We start from the raw sequence: 13,925 nt of genomic DNA on the forward strand, positions 1-13,925 counted from the left end.
GGGCTTAATCGGCAAAGTCGTCAATCTCGTTCAGTCGGAAGGAGTAGACGCTTTTTTCGTCGACATGGTAGACGGTCAACAGCTCGTTGTCCGGATCGAAGTTGACGACACGGCAAGGGACGCTGAGCTTATCGCCCTTGGCCCTGTTCACGGTGATGCGGATTAAGCGGGAAGTTTTGATATATTCGCGAATCCGCGAATCGAGCGAATCTGTAAGCACCTGATGCTTGGACTTCGCTGTCTTTAATTCGTGTTGAATGGTCTCGCCGAGCACGATGCCGGATTGAATGCGAAAGTCAGCATAGCCTCCCGCATTCAACGATCTCAGCAGCTGCTCCAGCGCTTCTCCGTTTGTACCCGCCTTCACCATAATATCAACAGAGAATAGATAGGAACGTTCTGGGTTGTTGTCTGAAGCTTTAGTCATGAGTTGCCCCCTATCTAACGGCGTTCTGTATCCATAGGATCAGGTTTGCTAGGAATAATATATCATGAATGCCAGGTGCGACAAAGTATTATTTTGGGTACCAGTCTATATCCTTATAGGTCGAAAGGAGCATATGCTGAACTCGGATAGCCGTGCTCCTCATTGTATCCGTTGGAGGTGAACGATAATGATCAAACTGGTTCCGATCGTCATCGACGGGTACACCGCCCTCGGCGTCGAGGTGCTGCTCCCGAAAACGACGTTGCTGGCAGTGACGGCTGGATGCGGTTACATTATGTGCGGTGCGCTTGATGTCGCCCTGCTCAACGACAAACTGAAGGACAGGGGCATCCTCGCCGGCCGCGCGGTCGGCGTGAAAACGCTCGATCAGCTGCTGGATGCGCCCCTGGAATCCGTCACTTACGAAGCCGAGCGCGCTGGCATCGTTCCGGGCATGCAAGGGCGTGCTGCCGTCGCTCGCATGGCGTCGATGTCCGCGCAACAGGAAGGGTAAGCCGTTCGAAGGCAAATGCGGTTACTCTTTGAGTAACCGCATTTAGTCGCCGCCATTGCCTTTATTCGTCGAACAGCTTGCGAAGACCGATGTCGTAAGGCGCAGTCACGATGCCTTTCTCGGTAATAATCGCCGTTACGAGCTCGCTTGGCGTGACGTCGAAGGCGGGATTGTATACCTTGACGCCCTCGGGAGCCGTCCGCTTGCCGAAACCTACGGTCACCTCGTCTGCATGCCGCTCTTCGATCGGGATGCTCGCCCCTGTCGGCGTCGACAGGTCGATCGTGGACATCGGACAAGCCACGTAGAAGGGAATGTTGTGCGCCTTGGCCAATACGGCAACGCCGTATGTGCCGATCTTATTCGCTACGTCGCCGTTCGCCGCGACCCGGTCGGTACCGACGATGACGGCTTGTACCCAGCCCTTGGACATCACGTGCGCAGCCATGTTATCCGTGATCAGCGTCACGTCGACGCCCGCCTGCTGCAGCTCGAACGCGGTAAGGCGCGCGCCTTGCAGGACCGGCCTTGTCTCGTCCGCGTAAACCTTAAGCGCAATGCCTTGCTCCAGCGCAAGGTAGAAGGGGGCAAGCGCCGTGCCGTATTTGGAGGTGGCAAGTCCCCCGGCGTTGCAATGGGTAAGAACGCCCATGCCGTCCTCGAACAGCGTAAGCGCATGCTCGCCGATTCGCCGGTTGGTCTCGATGTCCTCGGCTTGAATCTGCTTTGCCTCCGCGAGCAGCGCTTCTACGGCTTCGCGCGACGAAACGCCGGAGGCAGCCAGCGTCTTCGCGCGTTCCTTCATGCGGTCGAGCGCCCAGAACAGATTCACGGCCGTCGGTCTTGACGTTGCGAGATGCGCGGCATGGCGCAGGGCCTCGTCCGCCATCGCGGTCACGGGACCCGGGAAATGCTGTACGCCCAGCACGACGCCGAACGCCGCGGAGATGCCGATCGCAGGCGCGCCTCGCACGGCCAGATTGCGAATGGCTTCCCAAACTTCTTGTACGGTCGTCAGGTTTAAATATACCGTTTGCTCGGGCAGCAGTCGCTGGTCGAGCAGCTCAAGCGTCCCTTCGTTCCATCGGATCGGCTCAAGCACGCCTTTGATCGGGGCGCCCGATTGTTGAATGTCGCTCATTGATCGCTCTCCTTAAGCTCTAGTTAGTCGGTTGGGTCAGCTGCGGTAGCCGGCAGCGGTCTCCGCGATCCGGACGAGATCCTCGATCGACGTCGCGCTGCGGTTGGACACGATCAAGTTGCGGGCGATGTCGAGCGCAAGGCGCTGCGCCCGTTCGCGCGCATCCCGGTCGGGGATCGTCGCGATGTCGGCGACCTGCGCGAGTCCGTAAATGCGTCTAAGCGCCTTGGCGCCAGCAAAGCCGATCGTATCCTGCAGCAACCGTTTCATATAATCGTCTTGGTAGCCGCGGACGCTAAGGCGCTTGTCGACGCCATGCTCGTCCCACAGCGCGCGGAATTTGCGCTCGAACCGCGTCCACAGCTCCGTAATCGTATGAATCAGATAAGCTCTGCGGTCTCGTCGGCCGGCTTCGTCCGGACTCCAGTGCTCTTGCCCCGCAAAATTCAGCAGCAGGTTCGCGACCGTTGCCCCGATATCGAAGCCTATCGGACCGTAATAGGCGAATTCCGGATCGATGACCTTGGTCGAAGCCGGTGTTACGAAAATGCTGCCGGTATGCAGATCCCCGTGAAGCAGCGCTTGCGCCTGGGTCAGGAACTTCTCGCGCAGCTTGGCCGCCTCGAGCAGCAGCTCTTCGTCGTGCCAGACAGATTCGGCTGCGTCCCGCAGATGGGGCTCGATATTGTTGGATTCCGCATCGAAGTAAGGGAAATTAAGGACGAAATCTTCCGTAATCTTGCACAGATCCGGATTGATGAAACGGCCGAGCTGCACCTTTTTGTCCTGCTGGTTCATGCCAAGATCCGAAGTGAAGAACAGCGTGCGGGACAAAAACTCTGCGAGATGTTCGGCAAAATCGGGATAAACGCCGCCTTCGATCAAACCTTTGCGCATAATAACGTGATCGCTCAGGTCTTCCATGATCGTGAGCGCCATATCGGCGTCGGAGCGGTAGACGACCGGCACGAGACCGGGAGCGAGCTCGCCCTGCTTGATAAGCGCTTCGCCTTCGATCCGCGCGCGGTCGAGACTGAGCGGCCAGGAGTCGCCGATAATTTTGACATAAGGGAGCGCTTGCTTGACGATGAGGCTGCGTCCGGTCGCCGGCTGCGTAATATGGAAGACGAGATTCAGGTTGCCGTCCCCGATCTCGCGGGAGACGAGCTCCTCACCTGTAGGAAATACTTCGACGATCGAACGGGCGATCTCGATGGCTTCCGCTTCGCTCAGCGGGTGATACTTGCTCATGGACAGGGCACCTCCGATAATGTACGCGGCTTGTCTGCAGCTGGGCGGACAATCTACAAGACAGTATAGAACAAATCACCCTGCAAGGCGAATGTCGACGGTCTCGATCCGGTTACTATTATAAAGGAAAAAGGCGGCGGCGGAACAGCCGATTTCGCGGCCGGTTTGATGTTCGCCGACTTGGCATGTTAAGGTAATTCCGAAAGAAGATACCGGGAGGGATATGGATGAACGGTTCAAATCTCATCGTGCGTCTCGAAATGGATACGGACAGAGCCGTCTTCGGCGCGATCGCGACCGCGATCGGCGCGGCCGGAGGCGATATCGTCGCGATCGACGTCATTCGGCCGGGGCAGAAGAGCATTCGCGATCTGACGATCCGCAGCGATGCGGGCCAGGAGGCGATCGCTTCGGCGATCCGCTCCGTCGATGGTGTCCGGATCGTTAACATCTCGGACCAGACGTTGCTGATCCATCTCGGCGGCAAGCTCGAGGTGACGCCGCGCATCAAGATCCGTACGCGCGACGATCTATCCCGTGTCTACACGCCGGGCGTGGCAAAGGTTTGCATGGCCATCCACGAGGACCCGGCTTCGGCGTTTTCACTCACGATCAAACGCAACACGGTCGCCGTCGTCAGCGACGGCAGCGCCGTGCTCGGTCTGGGCAACATCGGCCCCGCCGCGGCGATGCCTGTCATGGAAGGCAAGGCGATGCTCTTTAAGGAGCTTGCAGGCGTCGACGCCTTCCCGATCTGCCTCGACACGCAGGATTCGGACGCCATCGTCGAGATCGTTCGCAGTCTCGCGCCAGGATTCGGGGGCATCAACCTTGAGGACATCTCGTCGCCCCGATGCTTCGAGATCGAGCGCCGCTTGCAGGAGCTGCTCGATATCCCGGTTTTCCACGACGATCAGCACGGCACCGCCGTCGTACTGATCGCCTCGCTGATGAACGCGGCCAAGTGCGTCGGCAAGCGTATGGACACGCTTCGCGTTGTCGTCTGCGGGATCGGCGCGGCCGGCATGTCGATCGTCCGCATGCTGCATTCGGCCGGCGTGCCGTCGGTCGTCGCCGTCGACCGCGAGGGCATCCTGTCCGCCGATCGCGAGTACGCCAACCCGGCCTGGCAATGGTGCGCGCAGCATACCAACCCCGAAGGCCGGACAGGCGGCTTGACCGAAGCCATCGCGGGAGCGGACGTTTTCATCGGCGTATCCGGTCCCGGCGTGCTGAACGTAGACCAGGTCAAGTCGATGGCCGCCGACCCGATCGTGTTCGCGATGGCGAATCCCGAGCCCGAGATCCGTCCCGACCTCATCCAGGGCATCGCGGCCGTCATCGGCACCGGCCGCAGCGATTACCCGAACCAGATCAACAACGTGCTCTGCTTTCCCGGCATCTTCCGGGGCGCGCTCGACTGCCGCGCGTCTCGCATTACGGAAGGCATGAAGCTGGCCGCAGCCAAGGCGATCGCCGCCGTCGTTACGGACGAGCAGCTCAGCAGCGAATATATCGTTCCGAGCGTGTTCAACGCCGATGTGGTCGAAAACGTGCGAAAAGCCGTCATCGAAGCGGCCTACGCAGATAAGGTCGCACGACGTCAGGTCAAGCGCAGCCTGGGCGACGAAGATAAAACATCGCACGCGGAGCATGGCATTTGAAGCTGTTCATCCATCGCAAGGACCTGCGGATCTCGGACCTGCCGGCGTTGGACTATATGGCCGCCGGCGGAGAGCCAGGCATGCATGCGCTGTTCCTCGATCCGTTTCTTCTTCGCGGGGAGAGATACCGGGAGCACAGCGGCGCCGGGTTTCTTCGGGCGGCGGGCCGACTCGAACGCGCCTATGAAAAAGCGGGGCGCAAGCTGAACATATTATACGGCGAGCCGGCTGCCCTGCTGGATCGTGTGCTCGACGCACGGCCGGATATTCGCGAGGTCATCGTGCACGAGGACTACACCCCTTATGCGAACAAGCGAGACCGCGAGTTGAGGGAAGCGGCGCTGGCGCGCGGCGCCGCTTTTACCGCGCTTCCGGATCTGTCGCTCGCGCCGATGCGCGATTTTCACGAATGGACGGGCCGCCAGACGCCATACAAGGTGTTTACGCCTTTTTACCGGCAATGGCGCGCCTTTCTCGCTGAACGCTATACGACCGTATACGCAAGCGAAGTGAGCGACCTGGACACGGTCGCCGCGCCGAGCCTGCCGGATTGCGGCCTGCCGGCGCACCTCAAGTCCGTCATGGAAGACCGGGACGGACAAGCGCACGAGCCGGAGCGACGGCTGCGAAGCTTCCTTAACGGCGCGCTGTCTCGCTACGCCGAAGCGAGAGACGCCTATGCGCAGGACGGCACAAGCAGGTTGTCGGCTTCGCTGAACCGCGGCGAGATCTCTGCCAGACGCCTGTACGTCGCCGTCGGCGAACTCGGCTCGATCCAGTCGGAGAGCTGGCTGCGGCAGCTGGCGTGGCGCGACTTTTACCTCTATCAATCTCGTATGGACCCCGATTACTATCATTACGAGAGAAAGTTCGATCTGTCCGGCCTGGACGACCGCCACTTCGCCGCCTGGCGCGACGCAAGGACAGGCATTCCGGTGATCGACGCGGCCATGACGCATTTGAACGAGACCGGCTGGATGCCGAATCGGCTGCGAATGATCGCGGCGATGTTTCTGACAAAAAACTTGCGCTGCCCGTTTATTTACGGCGAACGGTATTTTCGGCTGAAACTATCGGATTACGACAACGCGCTTAATAGAGGCGGCTGGCTATGGGCTTCCTCGCTCGGCTTCGACGCCGCGCCTTACTTTCGCATCATGAATCCCGTAACCCAGTCCAAGAAGTTCGATCCGGCCGGCGACTATCTCCGAACCTGGCTGCCTCGCGCCTCGCTAGACGCCGCTGTCCCCATACACGAGCCCGCGCCGGACGCCATCGTCGACCTCCGCCAATCCCGCCTTGACGCGATCGCTGCCTACAAGGCGATTATTCAGAATGCAGCGCGTGAACCGGATGACGACTGAATCCCTCTAACAGGATAGATCGCAAGAAAAGAGGCAGGGGAAAAGCGGATGTCGGAATTGGCATGGGAAACGGATGCGTTTATTCGAAGCCGTCGAGCCTGGCACGCCTTTGACTTTTGTCACTTATACGACCGGTTCGCTCTATCGCGTTCCCGGCCTTCAAACCGTAATCGACCTGCCCAATTGAGCCGTCGCCTTGGCTTCCCCGCCCCGCATGCTATAATAAGGGAAGCAGAATTCGACAGGAGGCGCGACGCCAATGGACAATCCGATTGCGCTGCGGGAATGGGCGGTGGCGGTCAAGGCACTGGAGACGGGCAAGCAGATTGTCGTGCTGCGCAAGGGCGGCATCGCGGAGGAGACGAAGGAGTTTCGGCTGGAAAGTCCAACGTTTTTCCTTTTCCCATCCTACGAGCATCAGCGTGAGCATCTGGTCAAACCGGGGACGAGCCCGAGCGTGGCGGAGACGGTAGCGGCGTTCGAGAAGGAGCCGGGTACGGTCGTCGTCTCCTCGTACGCGGAGGTCGCGGGCGACATCGAAGTAACGGACAGCGAGACGCTGCGCAAGCTGGATCCGTTTCATTTGTGGACGGAGAACTATGCGGAGGAACGGCTCAAGTGGAAAAAAACGAAGCCGCTGCACGTTTTGCTGCTGCGCGTATACGTGCTGGATGAGCCGGTCGCGATTCCGAACGACGAGCGGTACGGCGGTTGTAAGTCCTGGATTCACCTGGCGGAGCCTCTATCCGCGCGGGAAGCCCGTCCTGCGTTAGTGGACGAGGCGTTCGACAAAGAGGTGCAAGCGGTACGTCAGGCACTCTCTGGCGTCCTATAGAATGCGGGTCGGTCTCGCTTGAGGCTCGACCCGGTTTGCAATTTTCATGACATTTTCATAAAATGGTGGTTGAGAATCACTGAGAATCACTTTAGAATAGTTATAAATAAGAAATGGATCTTAAGTGGCGACCGCAGGTTGCTGAAAAAGGGGTCAACCCCACTTGGCGTCCGTATAACCTGGAGGGAAAACAATGTCCAACTTGTTCGAAATCAAGGGCTTGAAGTCGGAAATCGAAGGCAAAGAAATTTTGAAAGGCTTCGATCTGACAATCAAGGCTGGCGAAGTGCACGCGATCATGGGCCCGAACGGCACCGGCAAGAGCACGCTCGCTTCCTCGATCATGGGCCATCCTAAATATGAAGTAACCGACGGACAAGTGCTGCTGAACGGCGAAGACGTGCTGGAAATGGGCGTCGACGAGCGCGCGCTTGCCGGCCTGTTCCTCGCTATGCAGTATCCGAGCGAGATCACGGGTGTGACCAACGCGGACTTCCTGCGCAGTGCGATCAACGCGCGCCGCGGCGAGGGCAACGAGATTTCCCTGATCAAGTTCGTCCGCCAGATGGAAGCGAAGATGAAGGAGCTCGAGATGAATCCCGAGTTCATGCACCGCTATCTGAACGAAGGCTTCTCGGGCGGCGAGAAAAAGCGCAACGAAATTTTGCAAATGATGCTGCTCGAGCCGAAGCTCGTCATTCTTGACGAGATCGACTCCGGCCTCGACATCGACGCGCTGAAGATCGTAGCCGCGGGCGTCAACGCGATGCGCTCCGAAGAGCGCAGCTTCCTGATCATCACCCACTACCAGCGCCTGCTTAATTATATTAAGCCCGATCATGTTCACGTCATGATGCAGGGCCGCATCGTCAAGTCCGGCGGTCCTGAGCTGGCTGAGCGTCTCGAAGCCGAAGGCTACGAATGGGTCAAAGAAGAACTGGGCATCGTCGACGAGACGGTCGGCCAAGCCTAAGAGGATAAGGGAGGTCATACAACCATGAGTACGCCTACCGCCTCTTTTGGCCGCGATGCCGCATCGAGCATCGCCCGTAGCAAAAACGAACCCGCTTGGCTCGTCGCCTGGCGCGAGAACGCCGGCGAGCTGGCATCCCGGCTCGAACTGCCGAAGCCCGAGAAGACGCCGATCCAGCGCTGGCCGCTGGACCTGTACGGCACGGACCGCCCGGGCGCCAAGGTCGACTCGGCATCGCAGCTGCCCGAAGCGCTAGCGAAGCTGCTGCCCGCTGAAGCCGGCGGCGCGCTGATCGTGCAGCACAATTCCTCCGTCGTCTATACGCATCTGTCCGACGAGCTGAAGGCAAAGGGCGTCGTGCTGACGAGCCTCGAGGAGGCCGCGCGCAGCCACGAGGAGATCGTCCGCAAGCATCTGATGACGGCTTATGCGCCGGATGAGCACAAGCTCGCAGCGCTGCACGCGGCGCTGTGGAACGGCGGCGTCTTCCTGTACGTGCCCCGCGGCGTCGAGATCGAGGAGCCTGTGCAGGCGCTGCTGTTCGCGGACGACGCCGAAGCGACCTTCGTGCCGCACGTGCTGATCGTCGCCGAGGCGAACAGCCGCGTGACCGTCGTCGAGAATGCCTCCACGGCCGTCGGCGAAGCCGCGCTCGTGTTGAACGGCGCCGTCGAAGTGTTCGCCAAGGACGGCAGCCAGGTCCGTTATGCGGCCGTGCACAGCCTTGAGAAGGGCGCGGTCGACGTCTCGTACCGCCGTGCCGTTCTGGAGCAGAACGCGCGCATCGAATGGATCGTCGGCGAGCTGCAGGACGGCAACATCCTGTCCGACACCAAGACGATCCTGAAGGGCAACGGTTCGACATCCGACGCCAAGATCATCACAGTCGGCACCGGCAAGCAGCGCATGAGCCTCACGACGGGCGCCGTGCACTTCGGCCTCTCGACGGAGAGCGACATGATCACGCGCGCCGTCATGAAGGAAGAGGGCACCGCCGTCATCAACGGCGTGACCAAGATCGAAAAAGGCGCGACCCGCGCCAACGGTCAGCAGACCGAGAAGGTGCTTATGCTGAGCCCCAAGGCGCGCGGCGACGCGAATCCGATCCTGCTGATCGACGAAGACGACGTCAAAGCCGGCCACGCGGCGAGCGTAGGCCAGGTCAATGCGGAGCAGGTGCATTATCTGATGTCGCGGGGCATCTCGAAGACGGAAGCGGAGCGCCTGATCATCTACGGTTTCCTTGATCCGGTCGTATCCGAGATACCGCTCGAGAGCGTTCGCGAGCAGCTGCAGCGCATTTTAGAGAGGAAGTTGGGTTAAATGGACGCTCGCGCATTAAGAAGCGAATTCCCTATTCTGGATCAGGAAATTAACGGTCATCCGCTCGTCTATCTGGACAACGCCGCGACCTCGCAGAAGCCGCGCAGCGTCATCGACGCCGTTAAGCGGTACTACGAGTTTGACAATTCCAATGTCCACCGTGGCGTGCATACGCTCGGCTCGCGCGCGACGGACGCCTACGAAGGCGCCCGCGAGAAGGTAGCCCGGTTCCTGAACGCCGCTTCTGCGCGCGAGATCATTTTTAACCGCGGCACGACGACCGGTCTCAATATGGTGGCCGGCGGGTACGCCCGTCAGCAGCTGCGAGAAGGCGATGAGATCGTCATCACGCAGTCCGAGCACCACAGCAACCTGATTCCTTGGCAGCAAGCCGCCAAGGCGACGGGCGCGACGCTGAAGTTCATTCCGCTCCAGGAGGACGGCAGCCTGAAGCTCTCCGATGTGGAGGCGACGATCACCGAGCGCACCAAGATCGTGTCGATCGCCTACGTGTCCAACGTGATGGGCACGGTCCATCCGGTCAAGGAAATCGCGGCCATCGCCCACAAGAACGGCGCGATCATGGTCGTGGACGGCGCGCAAAGCTCGCCCCACATGAAGGTCGACGTACGCGATCTCGACGTAGATTTCTATGCGTTTTCCGGCCACAAAATGTGCGGCCCGACGGGAATCGGCGCCTTGTACGGCAAGACGGCGCTGCTCGAGAAAATGGAGCCGATCGAATTCGGCGGCGAGATGATCGACTTCGTCGAGCTGTACGATTCGAGCTGGAAGGAGATCCCGTGGAAGTTCGAGGGCGGCACGCCGATCATCGCCGGCGCGGTCGGCCTCGGCGCCGCGATCGACTTCCTCGAGTCGGTAGGTCTGGACGAGATCGATCGTCACGGCAGAGAGCTGTCCCGGTACGCTTACGGTCGCCTGTCCGAGATCGAGGATATCTCGATCTACGGGCCGAGCGGCAACCGCTCGGGGCTCGTCACGTTTAATCTCGGCGATGTGCATCCGCACGATGTTGCCACGGTGCTCGACACCGAGGGCATCGCCATCCGCGCCGGACACCATTGCTGCCAGCCGCTCATGCGCTGGCTCAAGGTGAGCGCGACGGCGCGGGCAAGCTTTTACCTTTACAACACCGAAGAAGACGTCGACCGGCTGGTGGACGCGCTGGTCAAGACAAAGGAGTTTTTCCAGTTATGAGCCAGTTGGACGATTTATACCGCCGTGTTATCATGGATCACTATAAAAACCCGCGCAACCGCGGGACGATGGACGACGAATCCGTCACCGTCAACCTGAACAACCCGACCTGCGGCGACCGCATCTCGCTGCAGCTGCACATCGAAGACGGCGTCGTGAAGAACGCCCGCTTTACCGGCGAGGGCTGCTCGATCAGCATGTCCTCGGCGTCGATGATGACGGATGCGGTCAAGGGCAAGTCGACGGACGAAGCGCTGGCGCTGGCCGGCAAGTTCTCATCCCTGATGAAGGGCGAGCAGGTCGAGTTCGACGAGTACGAGGACATCGACGCGCTGTCCGGCGTCGGCAAGTTCCCGGCCCGGATCAAATGCGCCACCCTCGCCTGGAACGCGCTGCGCAAGGGCGTCGAGCACGAAGGGCAAGGCAAGGTTGAAGAAAACGTCGAGCAGTAAGCTTGATTTCGCAATTACAGCACGAACACTATGAAGGAGGGACAATCGTCATGGCGAAGCAAATGCCCGAAATGGAAGAGTACCAGTACGGTTTCCGCGACGAGCACAAGGCCGTATTCCAATCCGGCAAAGGCCTGACCCCGGAGATCGTCCGCACGATCTCGGAGATGAAGGGCGAACCGGAGTGGATGCTGAACTTCCGTCTCAAGTCGCTGGAGCAGTTCAACAAGATGGCGATGCCGCGTTGGGGCGGCGACATGGACGAACTGGACTTCAACGACATCCAGTACTACGTCAAGCCGTCGGAAAAGCAAGGCAAGACGTGGGAAGAAGTGCCGGAGGAGATCAAGGCGACGTTCGACAAGCTGGGCATCCCCGAGGCCGAGCAGAAATTCCTGGCCGGCGTCTCGGCCCAGTACGAGTCCGAGGTCGTTTACCACTCCATGCAGGCAGACCTTGAAGCCCAGGGCGTCATTTTCACCGACACCGACACGGCGCTGCGCGAGCATCCGGAGATTTTCAAGGAATACTTCTCGACCGTCGTTCCGGCAGCGGACAACAAGTTCGCCGCGCTGAACAGCGCCGTATGGTCCGGCGGCAGCTTCATCTACGTGCCGAAGGGCGTCAAGTGCGAGATCCCGCTGCAAGCCTACTTCCGCATCAACTCGGAAAACATGGGCCAGTTCGAGCGCACGCTCATCATCGCGGACGAAGGCAGCTTCGTTCACTACGTCGAAGGCTGCACGGCGCCCGTGTACAGCACCAACTCCCTGCATAGCGCCGTCGTCGAGATCATCGTCAAGAAGGACGCGCGCGTCCGCTACACGACGATCCAGAACTGGGCGCCGAATATTTACAATCTCGTCACCAAGCGCGCCGTCGCCGAAGAGAACGCGACGATGGAGTGGGTCGACGGCAACATCGGCTCCAAGCTGACGATGAAGTACCCGGCCGTCATCCTGAAGGGCCGCGGCGCTCGCGGCATGGTGCTCTCCATCGCCGTCGCCGGCAAAGGCCAGCACCAGGACGCAGGCGCGAAGATGATCCACCTGGCGCCGGACACGACGTCCACGATCGTCTCCAAGTCGATCTCCAAACACGGCGGCAAGGTCACTTACCGCGGACTCGCTTCGTTTGGCCGGAACGCCGAAGGCGCCAAGGCGAACATCAAGTGCGATACGCTCATCCTCGACAATCAGTCGACGAGCGACACGATCCCGTACAACGAGATCTTCAACGACAACGTCACCCTCGAGCATGAAGCGACCGTCTCCAAGGTATCCGAAGACCAGCTCTTCTACCTGATGAGCCGCGGCCTGTCCGAAGCCGAGGCGACGCAAATGATCGTCATGGGCTTCATCGAGCCGTTCACCAAGGAGCTGCCGATGGAGTACGCGGTCGAGATGAATCGCCTCATCAAGTTCGAAATGGAAGGCAGCATCGGTTAATCGCTGCGATTCGTCTCGGCTAGTCCGAGACAACATAGGTAAACCAGGAATCCGTAGAATTTTCTACGGATTTCTTTTTGTCAATGAAGTTCGCCTTGCTTTCCTTTTTGATCGGGAGACGACGTATTGTGGACAGGGAAGCGCACTTTTGGCGTGCGGAGCTTTCGTGGCTTCGGATGAGCCGTCCACAGACAGACGTCCGTGCGAAACGCGGGTTAAATGTCCGCCAAAACGATAAGGTTTGCCAGGGAGATCCTCGATCCTCCCTGACGGTTTCGTATTAATAGGTCAACCAGATACTTCTGGTTGGCCTATTTTTATGGCTGTTTTAAGAAGGCGGCGACCGGGAGAACGCCTGACGGTTTTGGGGCATTGACGCCCACCCAAGTCATTGAGTCTTGAAAAGTATGAGCTGGTTTTCATAAGGCAGCAAGCGCGCTCAAGCTTGTTGACATAGCCCGGAATTCATAAGCGCCGCGATGGACGTGACAAAGCGAGAATATCATGCATAGACCGAGGGGGTGCTACATGGACAGGCAGACGTTCTTTGGCCTACTTGGCCCGCAAGCGCAGCGGGCGCGAATTGAGGGCTCGCCGCTTTTCCCGAGCGTGAGATTAGCTCAGAACCTGCTGGAGACAGGCGGCAGGATCGACGAGCACTATAATCTTGGCGGCATTAAGGCAGGCGGAGGAAAGCCTAATCAGTGGTGGCGTGGGGAAACGTATACGACGCCGACATGGGAATTCGTGAATGGCAAGCGCGTACAGGCGTTGGGAACGTGGCGTTCTTACAAAAGCGTTTATCATTTTTACAAAGACCAGGATTTATTGCTCGGCCATGCCCGCTATGCCCGCGTCCGGGCCGCCAAGACGGCCCCGGAACAAGCGGAGGCGCTCCAGCTTAGCAGGTACGCGACGGATCCGGCTTATAGCAACAAGCTTTCTCAGCTTATCAAAACGTATGATCTGACGAAATATGACGATTTTGAGGAGGCGGACATACCGATGACGACGGAGGAGCGGGAACAGTTCGAGCAGCTTCAAAAAGAGGCTAGCGAGCAGACGGCGCTAATCAGATCGCTCGCCGACCGGCTTGCTTTGGTGGAAAACAGGCAGATAATCGCCGAGCCGCCCGTATGGGCTGCCGCCGCCGTGCAGGCTGCGGTTGATGCCAAGCTGATCGATACGCCGCGCGGCGGAAGTTACGACTTTTACCGGCTGCTGACCGTGCTGCATCGCAAAAACATCATATGAATCAAACTTAAGAATGCCCTCGGGCACTCTTTGCCCGTAAAACCGTTCCTGCGTTACGGCA

The 13,925-nt window shown here is 59.5% G+C and carries 13 protein-coding genes; 10 read left to right on the forward strand and 3 right to left on the reverse strand.

Going from position 1 to position 13,925, the window contains the following annotated elements; translation table 11 throughout:
* Positions 1 to 4: 4 nt before the first annotated feature.
* The gene (locus KB449_RS07365; RefSeq protein ID WP_282907761.1) at positions 5 to 427 is read right to left on the reverse strand and encodes a hypothetical protein; all 423 of its coding nucleotides are present in this window, start codon (positions 425 to 427) and stop codon (positions 5 to 7) included.
* A gap of 187 nt (positions 428 to 614) precedes the next feature.
* Here KB449_RS07365 and KB449_RS07370 point away from each other — a divergent pair, with 187 nt between their 5' ends.
* Positions 615 to 941 carry a YunC family protein gene (locus KB449_RS07370; RefSeq protein WP_282907762.1) on the forward strand — a complete coding sequence of 109 codons (327 nt, stop codon included), beginning with the start codon at positions 615 to 617 and terminating at the stop codon, positions 939 to 941.
* Positions 942 to 1,002: 61 nt separating this feature from the next.
* On the opposite strand, the gene mtnA is transcribed toward KB449_RS07370, so the two are convergent.
* Both mtnA and mtnK read right to left on the reverse strand, forming a co-directional pair.
* Complete coding sequence (mtnA, locus tag KB449_RS07375) at positions 1,003 to 2,082, reverse strand: S-methyl-5-thioribose-1-phosphate isomerase (RefSeq protein ID WP_282907763.1); 1,080 nt, start codon at positions 2,080 to 2,082, stop codon at positions 1,003 to 1,005.
* Positions 2,083 to 2,118: 36 nt separating this feature from the next.
* The gene (mtnK, locus tag KB449_RS07380; protein ID WP_282907764.1) at positions 2,119 to 3,333 is read right to left on the reverse strand and encodes an S-methyl-5-thioribose kinase; all 1,215 of its coding nucleotides are present in this window, start codon (positions 3,331 to 3,333) and stop codon (positions 2,119 to 2,121) included.
* 227 nt (positions 3,334 to 3,560) lie between these two features.
* On the opposite strand from mtnK, the gene KB449_RS07385 reads away from it, so the two are divergent.
* From KB449_RS07385 to KB449_RS07425, 9 genes are all read left to right on the forward strand, one after another.
* A complete protein-coding gene (locus KB449_RS07385; protein ID WP_282907765.1) occupies positions 3,561 to 4,997 on the forward strand; it encodes an NAD-dependent malic enzyme in 1,437 nt (478 codons plus the stop codon).
* Positions 4,994 to 6,361 carry a cryptochrome/photolyase family protein gene (locus KB449_RS07390; protein ID WP_282907766.1) on the forward strand — a complete coding sequence of 456 codons (1,368 nt, stop codon included), beginning with the start codon at positions 4,994 to 4,996 and terminating at the stop codon, positions 6,359 to 6,361. The genes KB449_RS07385 and KB449_RS07390 overlap by 4 nt, the downstream gene beginning before the upstream one ends.
* Positions 6,362 to 6,620: 259 nt before the next feature.
* Positions 6,621 to 7,196 (forward strand): DUF1802 family protein, encoded by a 576-nt coding sequence (locus KB449_RS07395; RefSeq protein WP_282907767.1) that lies wholly within the window; start codon positions 6,621 to 6,623, stop codon positions 7,194 to 7,196.
* Positions 7,197 to 7,389: 193 nt separating this feature from the next.
* Positions 7,390 to 8,169 carry a Fe-S cluster assembly ATPase SufC gene (gene sufC, locus KB449_RS07400; protein WP_090115527.1) on the forward strand — a complete coding sequence of 260 codons (780 nt, stop codon included), beginning with the start codon at positions 7,390 to 7,392 and terminating at the stop codon, positions 8,167 to 8,169.
* Between the two features lie 24 nt (positions 8,170 to 8,193).
* The gene (sufD, locus tag KB449_RS07405) at positions 8,194 to 9,492 is read left to right on the forward strand and encodes a Fe-S cluster assembly protein SufD (protein ID WP_282907768.1); all 1,299 of its coding nucleotides are present in this window, start codon (positions 8,194 to 8,196) and stop codon (positions 9,490 to 9,492) included.
* Positions 9,493 to 10,710: a cysteine desulfurase gene (locus KB449_RS07410; RefSeq protein ID WP_282907769.1), complete on the forward strand. Its 1,218-nt coding sequence runs from the start codon at positions 9,493 to 9,495 to the stop codon at positions 10,708 to 10,710.
* Positions 10,707 to 11,162, forward strand: a complete 456-nt coding sequence (gene sufU / locus KB449_RS07415) for a Fe-S cluster assembly sulfur transfer protein SufU (protein ID WP_282907770.1) — start codon at positions 10,707 to 10,709, stop codon at positions 11,160 to 11,162. The genes KB449_RS07410 and sufU overlap by 4 nt, the downstream gene beginning before the upstream one ends.
* 50 nt (positions 11,163 to 11,212) lie before the next feature.
* Positions 11,213 to 12,610 (forward strand): Fe-S cluster assembly protein SufB, encoded by a 1,398-nt coding sequence (gene sufB / locus KB449_RS07420; RefSeq protein ID WP_277537923.1) that lies wholly within the window; start codon positions 11,213 to 11,215, stop codon positions 12,608 to 12,610.
* A 528-nt stretch (positions 12,611 to 13,138) separates the two neighbouring features.
* Positions 13,139 to 13,864 (forward strand): glycoside hydrolase family 73 protein, encoded by a 726-nt coding sequence (locus tag KB449_RS07425; RefSeq protein WP_282907771.1) that lies wholly within the window; start codon positions 13,139 to 13,141, stop codon positions 13,862 to 13,864.
* Positions 13,865 to 13,925 lie beyond the last annotated feature (61 nt).

Source organism: Cohnella hashimotonis (genome assembly GCF_030014955.1).
GTDB classification, from domain to species: Bacteria; Bacillota; Bacilli; order Paenibacillales; family Paenibacillaceae; genus Cohnella; species Cohnella hashimotonis.

Coding starts and splice junctions, on each gene's coding strand:
- sufD (WP_282907768.1), top strand. CDS start 8,194: ATGAGTACGCCTACCGCCTCTTTTGGCCGCGATGCCGCATCGAGCATC.
- sufC (WP_090115527.1), top strand. CDS start 7,390: ATGTCCAACTTGTTCGAAATCAAGGGCTTGAAGTCGGAAATCGAAGGC.
- KB449_RS07395 (WP_282907767.1), top strand. CDS start 6,621: ATGGACAATCCGATTGCGCTGCGGGAATGGGCGGTGGCGGTCAAGGCA.
- sufB (WP_277537923.1), top strand. CDS start 11,213: ATGGCGAAGCAAATGCCCGAAATGGAAGAGTACCAGTACGGTTTCCGC.
- mtnK (WP_282907764.1), bottom strand. CDS start 3,333: ATGAGCAAGTATCACCCGCTGAGCGAAGCGGAAGCCATCGAGATCGCC.
- sufU (WP_282907770.1), top strand. CDS start 10,707: ATGAGCCAGTTGGACGATTTATACCGCCGTGTTATCATGGATCACTAT.
- KB449_RS07365 (WP_282907761.1), bottom strand. CDS start 427: ATGACTAAAGCTTCAGACAACAACCCAGAACGTTCCTATCTATTCTCT.
- mtnA (WP_282907763.1), bottom strand. CDS start 2,082: ATGAGCGACATTCAACAATCGGGCGCCCCGATCAAAGGCGTGCTTGAG.
- KB449_RS07425 (WP_282907771.1), top strand. CDS start 13,139: ATGGACAGGCAGACGTTCTTTGGCCTACTTGGCCCGCAAGCGCAGCGG.
- KB449_RS07385 (WP_282907765.1), top strand. CDS start 3,561: ATGAACGGTTCAAATCTCATCGTGCGTCTCGAAATGGATACGGACAGA.
- KB449_RS07370 (WP_282907762.1), top strand. CDS start 615: ATGATCAAACTGGTTCCGATCGTCATCGACGGGTACACCGCCCTCGGC.
- KB449_RS07410 (WP_282907769.1), top strand. CDS start 9,493: ATGGACGCTCGCGCATTAAGAAGCGAATTCCCTATTCTGGATCAGGAA.